Annotated in this window: 18 protein-coding genes; 9 read left to right on the plus strand and 9 right to left on the minus strand. The window is 67.4% G+C overall.

What is annotated here, in order from left to right; all coding sequences use genetic code 11:
* Positions 1–65: 65 nt before the first annotated feature.
* A complete protein-coding gene (yjgA, locus tag ACW6W5_RS15840) occupies positions 66–680 on the minus strand; it encodes a ribosome biogenesis factor YjgA (protein WP_152154194.1) in 615 nt (204 codons plus the stop codon).
* 68 nt (positions 681–748) lie between these two features.
* Here yjgA and pmbA point away from each other — a divergent pair, with 68 nt between their 5' ends.
* Positions 749–2,116, plus strand: a complete 1,368-nt coding sequence (gene pmbA / locus ACW6W5_RS15845) for a metalloprotease PmbA (RefSeq protein ID WP_121038564.1) — start codon at positions 749–751, stop codon at positions 2,114–2,116.
* A gap of 78 nt (positions 2,117–2,194) precedes the next feature.
* Complete coding sequence (locus ACW6W5_RS15850; protein ID WP_121038561.1) at positions 2,195–2,572, plus strand: DUF4870 domain-containing protein; 378 nt, start codon at positions 2,195–2,197, stop codon at positions 2,570–2,572.
* Between the two features lie 102 nt (positions 2,573–2,674).
* Here the strand turns inward: ACW6W5_RS15850 and ACW6W5_RS15855 are convergent, their stop codons facing one another.
* From ACW6W5_RS15855 to ACW6W5_RS15875, 5 genes are all read right to left on the minus strand, one after another.
* The gene (locus tag ACW6W5_RS15855; RefSeq protein WP_152154192.1) at positions 2,675–3,553 is read right to left on the minus strand and encodes a polyprenyl synthetase family protein; all 879 of its coding nucleotides are present in this window, start codon (positions 3,551–3,553) and stop codon (positions 2,675–2,677) included.
* On the minus strand, positions 3,543–3,803 hold the full coding sequence (locus ACW6W5_RS15860) for an exodeoxyribonuclease VII small subunit (protein ID WP_152154190.1): 261 nt from the start codon (positions 3,801–3,803) through the stop codon (positions 3,543–3,545). The genes ACW6W5_RS15855 and ACW6W5_RS15860 overlap by 11 nt, the downstream gene beginning before the upstream one ends.
* A 36-nt stretch (positions 3,804–3,839) precedes the next feature.
* Positions 3,840–5,129 (minus strand): tRNA lysidine(34) synthetase TilS, encoded by a 1,290-nt coding sequence (gene tilS, locus ACW6W5_RS15865; RefSeq protein ID WP_152154188.1) that lies wholly within the window; start codon positions 5,127–5,129, stop codon positions 3,840–3,842.
* A gap of 65 nt (positions 5,130–5,194) precedes the next feature.
* The gene (locus tag ACW6W5_RS15870; protein ID WP_152154186.1) at positions 5,195–5,755 is read right to left on the minus strand and encodes a WG repeat-containing protein; all 561 of its coding nucleotides are present in this window, start codon (positions 5,753–5,755) and stop codon (positions 5,195–5,197) included.
* Positions 5,755–7,467 carry an alkaline phosphatase gene (locus ACW6W5_RS15875; RefSeq protein ID WP_152154184.1) on the minus strand — a complete coding sequence of 571 codons (1,713 nt, stop codon included), beginning with the start codon at positions 7,465–7,467 and terminating at the stop codon, positions 5,755–5,757. Before ACW6W5_RS15875 ends, ACW6W5_RS15870 begins: the two co-directional genes overlap by 1 nt.
* A gap of 149 nt (positions 7,468–7,616) precedes the next feature.
* Here ACW6W5_RS15875 and ACW6W5_RS15880 point away from each other — a divergent pair, with 149 nt between their 5' ends.
* The 7 genes from ACW6W5_RS15880 (at position 7,617) to ACW6W5_RS15910 (ending at position 15,267) form a co-directional block, all read left to right on the plus strand.
* Complete coding sequence (locus tag ACW6W5_RS15880) at positions 7,617–8,945, plus strand: dicarboxylate/amino acid:cation symporter (protein ID WP_152154182.1); 1,329 nt, start codon at positions 7,617–7,619, stop codon at positions 8,943–8,945.
* A gap of 651 nt (positions 8,946–9,596) precedes the next feature.
* Entirely contained in the window at positions 9,597–10,127 is a 531-nt protein-coding gene (locus ACW6W5_RS15885) for a hypothetical protein (RefSeq protein WP_152154181.1), read from the plus strand.
* Positions 10,124–10,762 (plus strand): hypothetical protein, encoded by a 639-nt coding sequence (locus ACW6W5_RS15890; protein ID WP_152154179.1) that lies wholly within the window; start codon positions 10,124–10,126, stop codon positions 10,760–10,762. The genes ACW6W5_RS15885 and ACW6W5_RS15890 overlap by 4 nt, the downstream gene beginning before the upstream one ends.
* Before the next feature lie 44 nt (positions 10,763–10,806).
* Positions 10,807–12,285, plus strand: a complete 1,479-nt coding sequence (locus tag ACW6W5_RS15895) for an adhesin (protein ID WP_152154177.1) — start codon at positions 10,807–10,809, stop codon at positions 12,283–12,285.
* A 183-nt stretch (positions 12,286–12,468) separates the two neighbouring features.
* Positions 12,469–13,128 carry a C39 family peptidase gene (locus ACW6W5_RS15900; RefSeq protein ID WP_226956711.1) on the plus strand — a complete coding sequence of 220 codons (660 nt, stop codon included), beginning with the start codon at positions 12,469–12,471 and terminating at the stop codon, positions 13,126–13,128.
* A 9-nt stretch (positions 13,129–13,137) separates the two neighbouring features.
* Positions 13,138–13,902 carry a hypothetical protein gene (locus ACW6W5_RS15905; RefSeq protein ID WP_121038534.1) on the plus strand — a complete coding sequence of 255 codons (765 nt, stop codon included), beginning with the start codon at positions 13,138–13,140 and terminating at the stop codon, positions 13,900–13,902.
* Between the two features lie 48 nt (positions 13,903–13,950).
* Positions 13,951–15,267 carry a hypothetical protein gene (locus tag ACW6W5_RS15910; RefSeq protein ID WP_121038531.1) on the plus strand — a complete coding sequence of 439 codons (1,317 nt, stop codon included), beginning with the start codon at positions 13,951–13,953 and terminating at the stop codon, positions 15,265–15,267.
* Positions 15,268–15,303: 36 nt separating this feature from the next.
* Here the strand turns inward: ACW6W5_RS15910 and ACW6W5_RS15915 are convergent, their stop codons facing one another.
* The 3 genes from ACW6W5_RS15915 to ACW6W5_RS15925 form a co-directional block, all read right to left on the minus strand.
* Positions 15,304–16,641 (minus strand): sigma-54 interaction domain-containing protein, encoded by a 1,338-nt coding sequence (locus tag ACW6W5_RS15915; protein WP_152154174.1) that lies wholly within the window; start codon positions 16,639–16,641, stop codon positions 15,304–15,306.
* 245 nt (positions 16,642–16,886) lie between these two features.
* Positions 16,887–17,663 carry a C40 family peptidase gene (locus tag ACW6W5_RS15920; protein ID WP_152154172.1) on the minus strand — a complete coding sequence of 259 codons (777 nt, stop codon included), beginning with the start codon at positions 17,661–17,663 and terminating at the stop codon, positions 16,887–16,889.
* A 131-nt stretch (positions 17,664–17,794) separates the two neighbouring features.
* Positions 17,795–18,177 (minus strand): C40 family peptidase (locus ACW6W5_RS15925; RefSeq protein WP_458233660.1); only part of this gene is annotated, 383 nt, incomplete at its 5' end.

The following is an 18,177-nucleotide window of genomic DNA, read 5'->3' on the forward strand; positions in this document are numbered from 1 at the left end:
CGCCTGCGCTGCCTGATCACGCGGCCGCCAGCGGGGTGCTGGCGCCGCCGCGTGAGCGCCGGGACTCAGTCCTCGGCGTTCTCGTCGCTGTCGCTGTCGGTGTCGACCGCGTCGTCCAGCGCGTCTTCGGAGCCGGCGTTCACGCCTTCCAGGCCGAGCGCGGCCGGCAGCAGCAGCGCACGCAGCAGCTGGAAGATCTCGCGGTAGGCGCGCGGCGGCTTGTTCTTGGCCTTTTCGGCCTGGGCGTTGCGGACCAGCGTACGCAGCTGCTGGCGGTCGGCATGCGGGTATTCGTCCAGCAGCGCACCCAGCGCCTTGTCGCCGTCCTTGAGCAGGCGCTCGCGCCAGTCTTCCACGCGGTGCATGGTCGCCACTTCACGGCGCGAGGTCTCGCTGTTGGCATCCAGCGCATCGCGGATCGCATCCAGCACGGCGTCGTCTTCGCGGCGCATGTGCTTGGCCAGGAACGCCAGCTGGCGCTTGTGGGCGATATGCGCGGTGATGCGCTTGGCCTCGGCGATGTGCGGCAGCAGATCTTCGGGCACCGGCAGGCGCGCCAGCTGGGCCGGGGTCAGCGAGACCAGCTTTTCGCCCAGGGCCAGCACGTCCAGCGCAGCCCGGCGGTTCTGGCTGCGGCTGATATCAAGGAATTCACCGGTTTCTTCGTCGCGTCCGCGCATCGTCTTATTTCCACATCCGTAAACTGTGCCGGCGTCGCGCCGGGCACTCACCTGTACAGGATAAAGCATTGAACGTGATCTCCCCTGAAGTCTCCCCGGCCGACGACAGCCTGCAGCGCCTGGAGCAGCTGGCCGACATCTCCCAGCGCCTGCTGGAGCGGGCCAAGGCCCTGGGCGCCACCCAGGCCGAGGTCAGCTGCAGCGATGAGCGCGGCCTGGATGTGAACGTGCGCCTGGGCGAGGTCGAAACGGTCGAGTCCACCCGTGACCGCGGCATCGCCGTGACCGTCTACGTCGGCCAGCGCAAGGGCAGCGCCAGCACCGCCGACCTGCGTGAGAGCAGCCTGGAGTCGACCGTGGCCCAGGCCTGCGCGATCGCCCGCCACACCGAGGACGACGAGGCCGCCGGCCTGGCCGAGGCGGCGCTGATGGCCCGTGAATTCCCGGATCTGGACGGCTGGCACCCCTGGGAACTCAGCGCCGATGCGGCGCTGGATCTGGCCCTGGCCTGCGAAGCGGCCGGCCGTGAGGCCGACACCCGCATCAGCAATTCCGACGGTGCCTCGGCGGCGACCGCGCAGAGCCTGTCGGTGTACGCCAACTCGCATGGCTTCATCGGCCGCGAGCGCAGCAGCCACCATTCGATCGGCTGCGCGCTGATCGCCGGGCAGGGCGATGGCATGCAGCGCGACGGTTGGTACAGCAGCGCGCTGGCCCGCGAAGACCTGGACGATGCGGCGTCGATCGGCCGCCGTGCCGCCGCGCGTACCGTGGCCCGGCTGGAGCCGCGCTCGATGACCACGGCGCAGATGCCGGTGCTCTATTCGCCGGAGGTGGCCCGCTCGCTGATCGGCCATCTGCTCGGCGCCGTCTCCGGTGGCGCGCTGTACCGCCGTGCCAGCTTCCTGCTCGACAGCGTCGGCACGCGCCTGTTCCCGGACTGGTTCGGCATCGAAGAGCTGCCGCTGCTGCGCCGTGGGCTGCGCTCGGCCGCCTTCGATGGCGATGGCGTGGCCACCCGCAATTCAGCGCTGATCCGTGATGGCGTGCTGGAGCGCTACATCCTGGGCAGCTATTCGGCACGCAAGCTCGGCCTGCCGACCACCGCCAACGCCGGTGGCGTACACAACCTCAAGGTCACCGCCAACGCGGGTGATCTGGTCTCCATTGCCCGGCAGATGGGCAATGGCCTGCTGGTCACCGAACTGATGGGACAGGGCGTCAACAGCATCACCGGCGACTACTCGCGTGGTGCCGGCGGCTTCCGCGTGGAGAACGGCGAGATCAGCTACCCGGTGGACGGCATCACCATCGCCGGCAACCTCAAGGACATGTTCGCCAGCATCGAAGCGGTGGGCACCGACATCGACCCGCGCTCGCACGTGCACACCGGGTCGATCCTTGTAGGACGAATGACCGTTGCTGGTAACGATTGACGTATTCTATGGAGGCTGCCCTGGCAGGCGGGGAGCCTGCCGCGTGCACTACCCATTACCTCGAACAAGGAGTTTCACGTGAGCGATTTCGATAACGTCACCACCCCGCCGCCGCCGCCGGCCGGCGCTGCACCGGCCGACCAGCGTACGCTGTCGCTGGTAGCCCACCTGCTGGGTATTTTCACCGGCTTCATCGGTGCGCTGATCATCTGGCTGGTGAACAAGGATGACCCGCAGAAGGGCTTCGTGACCGACCAGGCCAAGGAAGCGCTGAACTTCCAGATCACCGTCTTGATCGCCTACGTCATCTCCACCATCCTGCTGGTCGTGTTGATCGGCGGCCTGCTGCTGACCCTGGTATGGATCGCCAACCTGGTGCTGTGCATCCTGGCGGCGGTCAAGGCCAACAACGGTGAAGCCTATCGCTATCCGTTCACCCTGCGCCTGATCAAGTAATCGATCCGCTGCGCTGGAACGAAAAACGCCCGGGAATCCCGGGCGTCTTTTTGTGTCCTGGCGTTGTAGGGCCACGCCATGCGTGGCGGCCTCCGCGATCGCTCAGTGATCCCGCTCAACCGCCAGCTTGGCCAGCGCACGCAGGGCATCGGCCGACTCACCATAGCCGGCCAGACCGTCGAACATCTGCTCGCTCAACGTGCGCAGATGCGCCTTGGCACCGTCCATGCCCAGCAGCGCCGGGAAGGTCGATTTGGCCTGCGCCTCGTCCTTGCCGGCGGTCTTGCCGAGCTGTTCGGAACTGGCCTCGACATCGAGGATGTCATCGCGCACCTGGAAGGCCAGGCCCAGCGCCGAGGCCACCGTATCCAGCGTCGCCATATCCGCGGCAGGTGCTTGGCCGCACAGCGCGCCCATGCGCACCGCAGCGCGGATCAGCGCACCGGTCTTGAGCGCATGCATGCGTTCCAGAGCCTGCAACGGCTGCTGATGGCCAGTGGCGTCGATATCCAAGGCCTGGCCGCCGCACATGCCGGCCGCGCCGGAGGCGTGCGCCAGGGTCTGCAGGCACTCCACGCGCAGCTGCGCTGGCAACGCCGCGTCGGCGATCAGGCTGAAAGCGCGCGTCTGCAGGGCATCGCCGGCGAGGATCGCGGTGGCTTCATCGAAGGCGATATGCGTGGTCGGGCGGCCGCGCCGCAAGGCGTCATCGTCCATCGCCGGCAGATCGTCGTGCACCAGCGAATACGCATGGATCAGCTCCACCGCCATCGCAGGCGCATCCAGTGCGTTTTCGTCGGCGCTGAAGACCCGGCCGCCGGCATAGACCAGCAGCGGCCGCATGCGCTTGCCGCCCCCGAGCACCGCATAACGCATCGCCTGATGCAGCCCTCGGGGGGCATCGGACGGGGAAGGCAGGCTGGCGTCGAGCTGGCTTTCGATACGGTCGCGCCACCGCGCGAACGTGGCCTCAACCGTCATGGCTGGGCGGGTCGAACGGCACGGCGGTGTCGGGCTGGGCCGGATCGCTGAGCAGGCGCACGCGCAGTTCGGCCTGTCCCAGCGCCTGCTGGCACTGGCGGTACAGCCCGACGCCACGTTCGTAGGCGCTGAGCGATTGTTCCAGGCTCATTTCGCCGGTTTCCATCTTCTCCACCAGTTGCTCCAGTTCTTCCAGCGACTGCTCGAAGTGGGCGACCGGGGAGGTTTCATTGGGGGACTTCTTTGCCATGCGCCAAGTGTGGGCTGCTGGCCCGGCGGGGTCAATTCACGCCGCGCCCGGGGTCCACTGCAACTGCGCATGATGGGCCTGCAACCACGGCTGCAGGGCCGCACCGATCACGCGGTCGCCCGCGGCCAGCAGCGTGTCTTCATCAAACAGCAGCGGCAGCTGACGGCGCTGCCACGGCGGCAGGCCCTGCTGTTGCAGCAGATCCTTGAGCGCATGGGAATGTGTGCGCCCGGGCAGCTGGATGCGCTCGCCGCCGCGGCGCGCGCGGATCTGCACGGGGCTGTCGAACCCGGCGTCCGTGCCGAGCAGGCGCAGCGCGCCCCCATCGGGCAGGGCCAGCGGCGCGCGGCCATCCCAGTGCACGCTCCAGTCGGCCGGCAGTGCGAGGCTGGCCGACAGCAAGTGCAACTGCCCGCGCCAACGGCGGATGCGCGCACCCTGCCAGGCAAACTGCGCATCGGCATGGTGCGCGGCCGGGAGCAGCTCGCGTTCGACCGCCTCGACCCCGGCGGCAGGCAGTGGCGGCAGGCCACTGCCACGTACCCAATGCCGCAGCAGGCGTGCACGTCGTTCCACCGGCTGGCGCATCAGCCGCGCGCAGTCGATCACACCGGGGCCGACGCTGCAGCGTTCCAGTGCGTCGCGGTCGGCACTGTCGAGCAGATGCTGGGACTGCGCGCACAACGCGGCGCTGCGCGCGAAGGCGGCATCGGCCTGCGCCCAGCGCTGACGAAGCTGCGGCAGTACCTGCAGGCGCAGGAAATTGCGGTCGGCATCGTCACTGGCGTTGCTGGGGTCTTCGATCCAGTCCAGGCCCTCGGCCTGGGCATGCGCACGCAGGGTGCTGCGCGGAACCTCCAGCAACGGTCGCCACACGGTGCCGGCGCCAAATGCGCTGGTGACCTGCATGGACGCCAATCCATCCACCCCGGAGCCACGCAGCGCCCGCAGCAGGAAGGTTTCGGCCTGGTCGTCGCGATGGTGGGCCAGCGCCAACTGTTCGCCGGGCAGCAGCTGCGAGGCGAATGCCTCACGGCGTGCATGCCGCGCGGCGGCTTCCGGCCCTTGCCCCTGGTTGCGTTGCACCTGGACACGGAGCACCCGCAGCGGAATATTCCACCGCGCGCACACCTGCGTGCAGTGCACGGTCCAGGCATCGGCCTGCTCCTGCAGGCCATGATGGATATGTACGGCGCGCAGGCCCGCGGTGCGCTGCGCCGGCGAGGTGGCCAGCCAGTGCAGCAGGACGGTGGAATCCAGCCCACCGCTGAAGCCCACCAGCACGGGATGGGCGACGGACGGGGGATGGGGAAGCGGGGCTGTCATGGGGGCGCGATCTCAGGCAGACCGGCAGTATCGGCGCTGCGCAGCAACGTTGCCACGCAGGGCCGTCATGGCGTGCCGGCATCCATCGCAGGACGCCCCTGCCGATCGATGCGATACCAGGTGCCACCGACCATCGCGATGTGGCCATGATCGTCCGGCGTGCCTGGTCGGCAGCCTTGGCAGACGCGGGCCACCCCGTCATCGAACGCCCAGCCGAAATCGAAGGTGGCCGGGAACGCCTGGCGCAGCTGGGTATCGAAGTAGCCGATGCGCGCGCCGACGCGGCCGCGCACCAACCCTTCCACGACGTAGTCCGGGCCGTTGTCGAAGGTGATCACCGGCAACTGCCGGCCATCGGCACGGACATAGTGGAATCCGCCGCCGGCGTGGACCGCGGCCAGCCCGTCCTGATCGTAGGACAACGACGCCAACGCGTTGGTCTCAAACGCAAGTCGGCCGTTGAGCCACTGGCACCCGGCCAAGGGCTGCAGGCCGTCTTCCTCGGTGAAGGCGGTGCACCCGGTGCCGGCGCCCCAGGCCATGCCGGAGGCGAGCAGGCTGGCTGCCAGCAGCAGGGGCCGCGCGAGGCGGCCCCTGTTCGTTGCGCTGTGACGAAGCCCACGCATTACTTGCTATCGCCGGCCTGGCGCTCGAACGCGGTCGGCTTGGGCAGCTCGACCGGCACGCCCTTGGCGTCGCAGGTGCCGGCCTCGCACAGGCGCAGGCGCAGGCGCGGCGTGGCCTGCACGATCATGTGGTAGATCGCGTTCTGCTCCATCGTGCCGCGCACCGCCTTGCTGCCCGGGCCACGTGCCCAGATGCCGACGTCTTCACCGCCATGCGATTCGCTCTTGGCGGGCACCAGCGCTTCCTGCATGTAATCGGGATGCTCGGTATCCACCGCGGTCAGGTCCGGCCGGCCGGTGCTCGGATCGAAGCTGCTCGGGTTGTGCGGGTAGCGCTTCGGGCCGACCGGCTGCTGGTTGGTGGCACCGGTGTAGCCCGGGCCGTTGGCGTAGGTCAGCGTGGTGTAGGGCAGGCCCAGGCCATCGCGGGCCAGGTCCAGCTTGCCGGCGCCGTCTTCGCCACCCTTGTCCTTGACCTTGCCCAGGATCGGGTTGCCACGTGCCGGGTAGCCGACGAAGTTCAGCGTATGCGAATGGTCGGCGGTGACGATGATCAGGGTGTCCTGATCCGAGGTCGCCTCGACGGCGGCGCGCACCGCATCGGACAGTGCCACGGTATCGGTCAGTGCCCGGTAGGCATTGCCGCTGTGGTTGGCGTGATCGATGCGCGCGCCTTCCACCATCAGCACATAGCCTTCCTGGTGGCGCGACAGGTTGGCGATCGCCGCCTGGGTCAGTTCGGCAAGGCTCGGCTCACCGGCCGGATCCTCCTTGCGCTCGGCTTCGTAGCGCATGTGGTCCGGCTCGAACAGGCCCAGGATCGCCGGTGCGTTCGCGGCGGCCTGCAGCTGCTTGGCGTTCCACACATAGGCACCCTGCGGGTGCGCCTGCTGCCACTCGGTCACCAGGCTGCGCCCGTCCAGGCGCTGGCCGACCTTGTCGTCGTATTCCGGATCGCGCTCTTCCACCGTGGTGAACTCACCGCGGCCACCGCCGAGGGCGACCAGCGGGCCGCGCCCGAAGCGCGCGGTCGACAACAGCTGCTGGGCGATATCGCGGCAGCCGGCGGCCTTGGCCTCGTCCGGCACGTCGGTGTCGTTTTCCCAGTTGCGCTCCGGCGAGTGCGCGTAGGTCGCCGCCGGGGTGGCATGGGTCAGGCGCGCGGTGGAGACCACGCCGGTCGCCATGCCGGCGCTGTCAGCCAGCTGCAACCACGTCAGCAGCCCCTTGTTCAGGCTGTCGGCGCAGTCATTGCGGGTGCCCGCGCTGACCCCGATTGCGCCCATGTGGGTCTTCACGCCGGTGGTGATTGCCGTCATCGTGCCGGCCGAATCCGGCGTCTGCGAATCGGTGTTGTAGGTCTTGCTGAACGCCGTGGCCGGGAAGCGCTCCCAGGACAGCAGGTTCTCCTCGCCCGGATGCCCGTTGCGCTGCCCCTCGAAGATGCGCGCCGCGGCCACCGTGGTCAGGCTCATGCCGTCACCCAGGAACAGGATGACGTTTTTGGCCTTGCCGTCCATCGCACCGGTGCTGGCCGCGCGCGCCGCACCGCTGCGGTACCACCACTGCGGGGTCTCCCCGGCGGGGTGGGCAATGGCCGGCACATCGACCTGGACCGCGCCGGCAGTAGCGCTGGAGGAGGGAGCGGTAGTGGCGCAGGCGCCGAGCAGCAGGGTGGTGACGGCGGCCACCAGAGGCGTGAAACGGGACATGGATGAATGCATCTCACATGTGAAACGGGCGTTCATTATGCAGAACGCCGCAAGGCACGCCGATGACACGCTGATTTTCCGTGTACGCCTCGTTCCACGGCCCCGCTTGGGCTAAGGTGCCTAGCTGTCAAATTACCTCTGGAACGCGCATGAAGCTGGTCTCTGCCTGGTTGCGGATCCCCTTCTGGCAACGGGTCCTCGGCGGCTTCGTCCTCGGCGCACTGGCCGGCTGGCTGCTCGGGCCGGCGGCCGAAACCTGGTTCGGCCCGCTGGGCGATCTCTACGTCACCCTGATCAAGATGATCGCGGTGCCGCTGGTGTTCTTCGCCGTGATCAACGCCATCTCCTCGCTGCACGGTCAGAAGTCCGTGGCGGCGCTGGGCGGGCGCACTTTCCTGTGGTTCATCATCACCGCCGCCCTGGCGGTGTGCGTGGGCCTTGGCGTCGGCACCGTCATGCAGCCCGGCAGCGGCGCGCTCAGCCTGAGCATGGACCACGGCTACACCCCGCGCGAAGTACCCAGCGTGATCAAGGTGCTGATGGATGTCGTGCCCTCCAACGTGTTCTACGCGCTGACCGGCATCGGCACCCGCATCAACAGCGCCGGTGAAACCGTCCTGGCCGCCGGGCGCGGCTCGATCCTGCCGGTGATCTTCTTCGCCGGCCTGCTCGGTTTTGCCATGGTCAAGCTCGGCGACAAGGTCAGCGAGGCACGCAAGCTGACCGGGCAGATGAGCGAGATCATGATCCAGGTGACCCGCTTCGTGCTGGAGATCACCCCGCTGGGCACCTTCGGCCTGATCGCCGGCCTGGTCGGCAGCTACGGCTTCGAAAAACTGCTGCCGCTCGGCAACTTCGTGCTCGCCCTGTACATCGCCTGCGCCCTGCACATCGTGGTGGTCTACGGCAGCCTGCTGCTCATGCACGGCCTGAACCCGCTCAAGTTCTTCCGCGGCGCCGCCCCCGGCATGCAGGTCGCCTTCGTCAGCTCCTCCAGCTTCGCCGCCATGCCCGCCGCGATGCGCTCGATCACCCACAACCTCGGCGTCAACAAGGACTACGCTTCCTTCGCCGTCCCCCTCGGCGCCAGCATCAAGATGGACGGCTGCGGCGCGATCTATCCGGCCCTGTGCGCCGTCTTCATCGCCCAGTACACCGGCGTGCCGCTCACCCCCGAGCAGTACATCGTCGTCCTGATCGCCTCGGTCCTGGGCAGCTTCGGCACCGCGGGCGTCCCCGGCACCGCCGTGGTCATGGCCACCGTCGTCCTCAGCGCCGCCAACCTTCCGCTGGAAACCATCGGCTACCTTTACGCCATCGACCGCATCCTGGACATGATGCGCACCATGACCAACGTCACCGGCCAGATGCTGGTCCCGGTGATCGTCGCCAAGGAAACCGGTCTGCTCGACCGTGAGATCTACGACAACCCATCCACCAACCTCGGCGTGGATGAAGGCGAAGAACGAACGTCCTGATGCAGGCACCAACGCACCACCCACAGACCGGCGAGAGCCGGTCTTTTTTTTCCGCTTGGGGTCGCCGCGAGCGTTACGCCCCGAAGCGACCGGCAGGCCCCTCGGCAAATGTCCCCCGGCCGCCGCCTGGCGGCGACGGCCTCCTCCTTTATTTTGCCCAGGCGCCTACCGGCCGCTTCGGGGCTGGTCCGCGGTGGTAGGCGTACTGCAAACCGGTGCTTGCCGTGAGGCGCCAGTGGCTGGACACGATGGGCCGCGCGGCGCTTGTGGGCGAAATCAAGGAGGAGGGGACGGCCGCAGGCCGGCGCCGGGGGACATTCGCCGGCAAGCGTAGCGTGGCCCAGCGCTCGACGCGCCGGCCGCCTCCGCCAGTGAATAGTGACGCGCTACGCTCGCCAGGAATCCACCCTGAATCCGCACCGTAACCCCCTGTATCACCCGGTGTAACACCCGTGATACACCCGCACCACGCTTGCCTCTCAGCGCAACGCCGTCCTTCGCCAAACCTATTCATACGCACAAACGCTAACGCCGCTGTAACAGCAATGTTGCGCGCCATTAACCGGACTCCCACAAAAACCCCGGAAATACAGGCGTCCGCAACTTGGCACGAATGCTGCTCCAACCCCTCGCATGTCATCGGAGGTCGCCATGGACAGCGTTGCCGCACACCGCACACGACACACCACACTCTGGCTGCTTGCCGCCGCACTCATCGTGCCGGCCGCCGCCAACGCCTCCGGCGCACGCCAGGGCGTCAAAGCACAATCCGGCGAAATCGTCCTGCTGCGTGACGTCTCCGCACGGCCTGCGTACCGCCCTGCGCCCCCCGGCATGGCCCTCATCGCAGACCCCTCACCGCGCCGCGAAATCGGCCACGCCCTCGGCACCTCCACGGGCATGGATGAACTCAGCGACGACGATTACGCCTCGCTCGGTTCCAACACCGGCGCCGGCATTCCCCGCAACGCCACCACCATCGAACGCGTCACCGGCCATACGGTCAACGGCACGCTCGGCAAAGTCACCGACAGCGGCATGCTCTCCAGCGGCCAGTTCAGCAACACCATCGGCGGCCCCATGGGCGCCGTCGGCAACGCGACCCGCGGCATTGGCGACCAGGTGCGTGGCGCACTCGCCCAGTTCCCGCTCGGCCAGCCTGCGGGCGGGCCCGGCAAATGAACGCCGTCCTGCGCACAGCACTGCTGAGCAGCCTGTTGCTGGCTCCCTGGGCTGCACACGCCCAGCAGGGCAACGACTACGCCGCGATGCTTTCCTACCTCAACCAGAGCCGCATCGATGGCCGCGCGCTGGCCGGTGCCGACGGCGCCATCACCGTCAACATGGCGGCCGGTGACCTCAACCAGCAGGCCAACCTGATGGGCATCGCCAATGGCCGCAACGCCCACATCCAGGTGGATGCACGCCAACAGCAGTCCAACAATCTCAGCCTCAGCGACACCGCCATGGACGCCAGCGCCACGCTCGGCGGCCAGGCACTGAACGGCGCCAGCGGCGTCGCATCGATCAACCAGGCCAGCGGCAATGGCAACGCGACGCTCAACGTCGTCACCGCCACGCTGGCGCAACAGGGCATACGCGAAACGAACGACGCGGCTTTGGCCGGGTCGGGCGCACTCGCGTCAGCAGGGGGGCAGGGGGCCGTCAACAGCGGTCGGTCGGCCGGAACTCGCAGGGTGGCGGTCGAAGCCTCCGCGCTGCAGGGATTCGACGGCGTCCTGCAACTCAATCAGATCGCGGGATCCGGCAACGCCACCGCAAACCAACTGAGCATTTCGGTGCAGTCCACCCCGTGAGTAGTCACATCCACCCGATTGTCTGTGATGAGAGAGAGGGCACCATGAACACCAACATGAAACGGACCGTACTGGCCATCGCCGTCGCCGCTGCATCCGCCTCCGCCGGCGCCAATGGCTGGGGCAATGACCGCGACAACCAGAACCAGAGCGCGAACATCAACCACCTGCACAACGTGGCTGAAACGCGCACCAACACCAACACCGATACGAACACCGAAACCAATACCACCACCAACACCGATACCGATTCGCGCACCTGGAACCGGACCTGGAACAACACCCGCAACAACAACAGCACCACCAACACCACCATCAACGACAACGTGACGAGCAATACCAATGTCACCAGCAACCGCGACGTGACCAGCAACCGCAACGTCACCGAGAACGTCAACAAGACCAGCAACATCCAGGCCGACGAACGCCAGGAAAAGAACAACCACGGCGTTGATGTCAACATCGAAAAAGACCTGCGCCTGAGCTCGGACATCAGCTTCTCGGGTGATCCGGAAATCACCGGCTCGATCGATATCGACTCGGCCGCCATCGCCGTCATCGACAACCGCCAGTCGGTCACCAACAACCTGGCCGGCAACAGCCTGGTGACCAACAGCGCCTCGATCGCCGACGACGTCGGTGCCGATGCCTCTGGCAACCTGGGCTTCAACGTCGCCGCCGGCGACAACAATGCCCAGGACAATGCGGCCTCGCTGTCCGCGGCCGATGCGTCCTTCAGCTTCGGCATGGCCGATGCGGAAGTCTTCGTCAACCAGTTCGGCGGTGGCAACACCACCCTCAATTCCGGCGTGACCAACGCCGCGGGCCTGGGTGGCAATGCCTTCAGCGGCGCGTCCGGCAACATTGGTGCCAACGTCGCCTCGGGCAACAACAACGAGCAGAAGAACGCGCTCGCCGCCTCGGTCGCCACCAGCGCCTATGCGACCTCGAGCATCAGTTCCAACCAGGTGTCCTCCGGCAACACCGTCAGCAACGCCGGCTACCTGCAGTCGATGACCGACACCGTGGACGTGAACCTGAGTGGTCGCGTTGCCGGTGCCACGTTGGCCGTCGGTGCGGGCCGTTACAGCGGCACGGGTAGTGCCTACCAGAAAGACAACTACTACCTGGATACCTGGAGCGGCGCGCTGGATCACCCGAGCGGCAGCGAAACCGGTCATATCGACATGGATAGCGATATCCAGAATGCCACCGCCAACCCGAATCGTCCGGGCGTGGGCGGCATTGCGTTCGATACCGATGAGCGCGGCACCAGCCAGTTCGTTGAACTGGGCGTGGCCGATCTCTACGCGAGCCTGAGCGGCACCGTCTCCACCACCCGTTGGGTGAACGTGGATGCGACCAACACCGCGGCCCTGTCCGGCAGTGCGTTCTCCGGCGCCTCCGGCAACATCGGGGTGAACGTGGCCTCCGGTACCGGCAACCTGCAGGCCAACAGTCTGGCCCTGGCGGTTGCACAGCCCTCCACCGGCGGCGGTGGTGGCGGCGGTCCGGAACAGTAAGTCTGTCCGTTTTCGCAAGCAGTACGCGTTGAGCGCAACAAACCCGGTCATCCGCCAATGACCGGGCTCCCCGGGAGCCCCTGTCCCTTCTCCCCCTTGGGGCAGGGGCTCCTTCCTGAGCCGGAGTACTACATGTCCAGTCGTATGCGCACGTGGGTGCTGGTGTGGGCCTTGTCGGTGCTGATGATGCCGATGGGCATCGTGCGTGCCGGCGACGTCGGCTTCAGTGGTGTGCTGCCCAACGGGGCGGTCCTCACCCAGCGCGTGGAGAGCATGCAGGAACGGCGCTTCCGCAATGTCGTACGGCAACACACCGATTACAGCTGTGGCGCAGCTGCCCTGGCCACGATCCTGCGCTACGCCTACCACCTGGAGGCCGATGAGAGCACGGTGATCGAAGGGATGATGGGGGTCTCGGATCCACAACTGGTCCACCAGCGCGGTTTCTCGCTGCTGGACATCAAGCGTTACGTCGAATCGATGGGCATGCGTGGGCGCGGCTACCGCGTCAATGAAGAGCGCCTGCGCTCACTGCGCGTGCCCGGGCTGGTGTTGATGGATGTGCGGGGCTTCCGCCACTTCGTGGTCCTCAAACAGGTCCGCGGCGATCTGGTGGATGTCGCCGACCCGATCCTGGGCAACCGCAGCATTCCCGTCAGCGAATTTCTCCAGGCGTGGCCGTCGCGCGCCGTGTTTGTCGTGATCGGCAGTGACTTCGATCGCAACACGGTGCTGCTGCAGCCCGGTGAACGGCCGAGTGCCCGTTCGCTGTACGCCAGGCAGGGGCCGATCACCGATGCGGAACTGGTCGATTTCGGATTCACCCATGCCGATCTGTTTTAAGGAGGCACCATGAACATCGCAACCTGGACGCCCGGCATCGTGCTGCTTGCCCTGCTGGGCATCGCGCCGGCGCATGCCGACGAGAGCCGGCCCGGCAAGGGATTGAGCGAGATCCCCGATCCGGAATTGAACCTCATGCGGGGCCGCTACACGGTCGGTGGCAACACCGTGGCGTGGTTCGGCGTCACCATGGTCTCGCAATGGCAGACCGCCGGCGGGCAGTCCGCACAGAGCGCGCTGAAGCTGGGCATGGACTTCAGCCACGGCGGCAGCACACCGAAGATCAGCTTCGCACCGAGCGTGAGTGTGACCGCTGCCGATGCACCGCTGCCGGTGACACCCGGGCGCAGCGTGGATTCCAGCGGCCTGCAGAACGTGGCTGGCCTGAGTCAGAGCATCCAGGTGGCCGGTGACGGCAACCTGGCCAGCAACGCCACCCAGCTCACCGTACGTGATGGCACCGCACCTGCGCCCACCGGCGAAGGGGTGAACCTGGCCAGCGTGCAGCAGGGCGGCGTCAGCGCGCTGGCCCAGCTGGAGGGCAACACGGCCAAGGTGCAGCTGCAGATCGAGGGCGTGGGTGCGGTCCAGCAGTGGATCCGCAACGGCAGCGTCGGGCAGAGCATCGTGTTGGGCAGTGATGGACAGTCGGTGACCAACCGGCTGCAGATCGACCTTGTCCGGCAGTCGCTGGCCAACAACGTTCCGCTCAATCAGAACGTGGCGCAGGCGATGACGCTGGTACGCGGGGTAGGCATGGGGCCGGGCCAGTGATCTTGCGGCACGGCAGGGGGAGCGACAACACAACAGTGGGCCAAGGCAATGCACACGATGATCCGCGCAACACCGCTGGCGCTGGCGGCGCTGGCACTCATGGCGGCTGCGTCCGCCCAGGCACAGGCACAACAGCCGGCGCCCGATGACGCAGCCGACGTCAAGGCGTTGATGGCGCAGCTGGAAAGCCTCAAGGCCAACTACGCGCAGGAAGTACGCCGCCTGCGCGAGCTGGACATGCAGGTGCAGGCCATGCAGGCGCGGTTGACCGGCAAGACCGCGCCGGTCGCCGGTGCCGCACCTCCACCTCAACAGGCCCTGCCGGCTGGCACGCCCGCCGCACCGGCCAGCGCCGATGGTTACGCCAGCTCGGCGGCCGAAGCGCAGCAGGCCAAACAGGAATCGCGGCGCAGCGTGGATGACGTCAAACAGCAGCAGGCCGCGCTGTTCAGTCGCCGCTTCACGATCGAAAACAGCCTGTCCTACGCGCGCTATGACCGCAAGCAGCTCAGCCTCAACGGCTTCCTGGCGTTGGATGCGATCTTCCTGGGCAACATCGCCATCGAGAACGTCGAGTCGGACACGCTGACCTACAACCTGGCCGCGCGCTGGGGTGTCAGTCCGCGCCTTACCTTGAACCTGGATGTGCCCTACCTGGCTCGCAAGACCGTGTTCCAGAAGGGCGGCGCCGGCGGTTCCGCGGCGGCCATCGCGCAGGAAGAGACGACCGGCAACGGCATCGGCGATGTTGGCGTGAGCGCCAACTATCGGTTGTTCGCCGAACGTGGGCGGCTGCCGGAAACCGTGCTGACCGTGGGCGCGACCGCGCCGACCGGGCGTGCACCGTATGGGCTGGACTGGAAGGTGCTCGAGCGCGACGACGATGACTTCATCCGCTTCGCCGTGCCCGAGCAGCAGCCCACCGGCAACGGGGTGTGGCAGGCCAACGTCGGGCTGTCCGCAGTGAAGACCGCCGATCCGGCGATCCTGTTCGCCAACATCGGTTACATCCATTCCTTCCCGCGCAGCTTCGATGACATCGATGCGAACCCGGACACCACCAACCCGGGGGATGTGAAGCTGGGCGGTTCGTATTACTTCGGTGCCGGCGTAGCGTTCGCGTTCAACGAGCGCACCAGCCTGAGCATCTCCTTCAGCGACAAGCTGAGCGCGCGCGCCTCCACGCGCTACAAGAACGGCCAGTGGCTGAAGGTGATCGGCAGTGACGCCAACGCGGGCACGCTCAACCTGGGCATCACCTACGCCCTCAACCAGAAAACCACGCTGGTGAGCCTGCTGGGCATCGGCCTGACCCCGGATGCACCGGACTTCACCCTGGCCTTCAAGGTGCCGTACAGCTTGTAGGCGCGCTGCGCAGGGTGCTACGCCACCGTCCAGGGGTCAGCGCAGTTCGGGGAGCGCCAGCTGGTGCTTGCGGCACAGCCGGTAGACAGTCACCCGCGAGACCTGCATGTGGCGGGCGCAGGCGGCGATGTTGAAGTCGTTCTGGCGCAGGGCATGCAGCAGGGTCTCGCGTTCGGCGACCTGCTTTGCGCCGTGCAGGCCGTGCGCGGTAATGGGCAGCAGCGGCTGGCTCAACTCCAGATCCGCGGCGGTGATCAGTTCGGCATCGCTGACGATCGCTGCACGCTGCACCCGGTTGAGCAGCTCGCGCACATTGCCCGGCCATGCAAAGCGCTCCAGCGCCTGGACGGCATCGGCGGTGAAGCCACGCGCCCGGGTGACGTGGCGATGCCGGAAGCTGGCGAGAAAATGCTGGGCCAGCATCGCGATATCGCTGCCGCGCTCGCGCAGCGGTGGCAGGGGCAGGCGCAGCACGTTGAGCCGATAGAACAGATCGCGCCGGAAGTGGCCCTGTTCGACCGCGGCTTCAAGATCGACGTGGGTGGCGGCCAACACACGCACATCCACCGCCAGCGGCCGGTTGCTGCCGACGCGTTCGACGGTGCCTTCCTGCAGTACACGCAGCAGATTGGTCTGCGCATCCAGCGGCAGGTCGCCGATCTCGTCCAGGAATACGGTGCCGCCACTGGCCGATTCAAACAGGCCCAGGCGCCGCGTTGCCGCACCGGTGAAGGCGCCCCGCTCGTGGCCGAACAGCTCGGACTGGACCAGCGCGGCCGGGATGGCGCCGCAGTTCACCGCCAGGAAGGGACGCGCGTGGCGCGCGGACAGCGCGTGCAGTGCCTGTGCCGCGAGTTCCTTGCCGGTGCCGGTTTCGCCGGTGATCAGTACCGGCAGGTCTACCGGTGCGTACTTGCGGATGGCCGCGCGGGTGACCTGCAGGACCGCGCTGTCGCCGATCAGGGACTGCGGGCCATGGGGCGCGGGCAGGGGTTCGGCGCCCGCCAGCTGCTGCAGCCGCTGCACGACGCGCGGCAGATCGATCGGGGCGGTGTAGGTATCCACACAGGCGGCGAGCAGCGCATCCAGCACCGGCGAGGCGCGCAGCGGAGCGGCCGGCAACAACGCCAGCAGGCTCATGTGGCGGTGGTCGACCAGCAGCTGTTGCAGGTGGGCCAGGTTGGCCGGGACCACGGTACGCAGGTCCAGCAGGCCGACGACCTGATCGCTGCCACGCATGCCGATGCCGGCGCACTGCTCGGGGGCGACGCCGCGCACCTGCCAGCCGGCCGCAGCCAGCGTCGCCCGTTCAAGCGCGAGGGGTTGCCCAAACCAGATCACACACCGGGCAGGAAAATCGGGGACAGCCGCCATGCGTCACCTTGTCGACGAGGATCACGGGCGGTGTCTGCTGCCTGATCGGTTGCCCAGGACGTGCCGCCCCACGTCCGGGTCCGTCCCCCGCCGCGGCGCGCGTGCGCCGGGCGTGTCGCCCGCTGGAAAACAGGCGGTGACAGAGAAAGGAACGCGGGTTGGGCCGGTCAGCGGCCATCGCCGGGCCCAACGAAAAAGGCCGCTGCGGGGCAGCGGCCTTCGATCCATCGGTTCAGCAGGGCGCGTCAGAGATCGACGCGGCGGGCCTGCATGAACTTGCCGCCCCAGTAGCCGCTGACCAGGCTGTCGACGCGGACGTCCTTGCCGGTGCTCGGGGCATGCAGGAAGCGACCTTCGCCGACATAGATGCCGACGTGGTCGACCCGGCCCTTGCGGCCGAAGAACACCAGGTCGCCCGCCGCCAGGGCGTTGCGGTCGTTGATCAGTTCGGCCGCGCCGTCATGGGCCATTTCGCGCGACACGCGCGGCAGTTCCACGCCCAGCGCGGTGCGGAATACATAGCCGACCAGGCCGCTGCAGTCGAAACCACTGTCCGGCGAGGTGCCACCCCAGCGGTACGGGGTGCCGAGCAGGGTCATCGCACGGCGCAGCAGGGACTGGACCTTGCCGTCTTCGGCGGCGTCGCCGGCCACGGTAATGGCGCCGGTGCTGGCGTCGTAGTTGGCGAGCAGGCGGCTCAGATCACCGGCGAACATCGCCGAGCGGTCCATGAGCGGGATGGTGTCGTTGGCGGCCAGATGCGGAAGCAGGGCGGCGAGGGTGGCGCTGGCAGCGGCATCGGCCTTGCTGCGGGCCGGCGCATCAGCCTTGGGCTTGGCCGGCGCGGAAGAATCGGGGGTGACAGTGACGGGGGAAGCAGCAACCTCGGGAGCGGTCGTCGGTGCGGACTGCGCCCAGGCCGGAAGGCTGGCCAGGCAGAGTGCTGCAGCGAGGAAAGCGGGGCGGGCGCGTCGCCGGATGGCGGCGGGCTGGCCTTTGCACGTCAGGTCGTCTGTCGTCACGCGGCGGTCACTGAATAAAAACGATGGGTGATGATGCCGTGTAAGCGCAGTGATTAGGTACAAATTCCGTTAATTTTTCGTTTACAACTATGTGATGTTGGTCACAAAATTTGACCTTACCCCTGTTCAGGTTAGTTAAGGACGCGTTTCGCCCCCGTGTAGTGGTCCTTCCAGTAGGGACCGCCGAGCGAGTCCAGCCGGACGGTGCCGCCGGTGCTGGGGGCGTGCACGAAGCGGCCTTCACCGACATAGATGCCGACATGGAACACGTTGCCCTTGGTGCCGAAAAACACCAGATCGCCCGGCGCCAGGCGCTTGGGATCGATCTTCGGCCCCTGCACGGCGGCCAGATCGCGCGAGGTGCGCGGCAGGCGCAGATCAAGCATCTCGCGGTAGACATAGGCGACCAGGCCGCTGCAGTCGAAGCCGGATTCCGGGGTGTTGCCGCCGTAACGGTAGGGCGTGCCCACCAGGCCGATGGCGCGCATCAGCACTGCGTTGGCGGCCTGCGGGT

It is taken from the genome of Stenotrophomonas sp. IS26 (assembly GCF_054188265.1).

Coding starts and splice junctions, on each gene's coding strand:
- yjgA (WP_152154194.1), bottom strand. CDS start 680: ATGCGCGGACGCGACGAAGAAACCGGTGAATTCCTTGATATCAGCCGC.
- ACW6W5_RS15855 (WP_152154192.1), bottom strand. CDS start 3,553: ATGACGGTTGAGGCCACGTTCGCGCGGTGGCGCGACCGTATCGAAAGC.
- ACW6W5_RS15860 (WP_152154190.1), bottom strand. CDS start 3,803: ATGGCAAAGAAGTCCCCCAATGAAACCTCCCCGGTCGCCCACTTCGAG.
- tilS (WP_152154188.1), bottom strand. CDS start 5,129: ATGACAGCCCCGCTTCCCCATCCCCCGTCCGTCGCCCATCCCGTGCTG.
- ACW6W5_RS15870 (WP_152154186.1), bottom strand. CDS start 5,755: ATGCGTGGGCTTCGTCACAGCGCAACGAACAGGGGCCGCCTCGCGCGG.
- ACW6W5_RS15875 (WP_152154184.1), bottom strand. CDS start 7,467: ATGTCCCGTTTCACGCCTCTGGTGGCCGCCGTCACCACCCTGCTGCTC.
- ACW6W5_RS15880 (WP_152154182.1), top strand. CDS start 7,617: ATGAAGCTGGTCTCTGCCTGGTTGCGGATCCCCTTCTGGCAACGGGTC.
- ACW6W5_RS15885 (WP_152154181.1), top strand. CDS start 9,597: ATGGACAGCGTTGCCGCACACCGCACACGACACACCACACTCTGGCTG.
- ACW6W5_RS15890 (WP_152154179.1), top strand. CDS start 10,124: ATGAACGCCGTCCTGCGCACAGCACTGCTGAGCAGCCTGTTGCTGGCT.
- ACW6W5_RS15895 (WP_152154177.1), top strand. CDS start 10,807: ATGAACACCAACATGAAACGGACCGTACTGGCCATCGCCGTCGCCGCT.
- ACW6W5_RS15900 (WP_226956711.1), top strand. CDS start 12,469: ATGATGCCGATGGGCATCGTGCGTGCCGGCGACGTCGGCTTCAGTGGT.
- ACW6W5_RS15905 (WP_121038534.1), top strand. CDS start 13,138: ATGAACATCGCAACCTGGACGCCCGGCATCGTGCTGCTTGCCCTGCTG.
- ACW6W5_RS15910 (WP_121038531.1), top strand. CDS start 13,951: ATGCACACGATGATCCGCGCAACACCGCTGGCGCTGGCGGCGCTGGCA.
- ACW6W5_RS15915 (WP_152154174.1), bottom strand. CDS start 16,641: ATGGCGGCTGTCCCCGATTTTCCTGCCCGGTGTGTGATCTGGTTTGGG.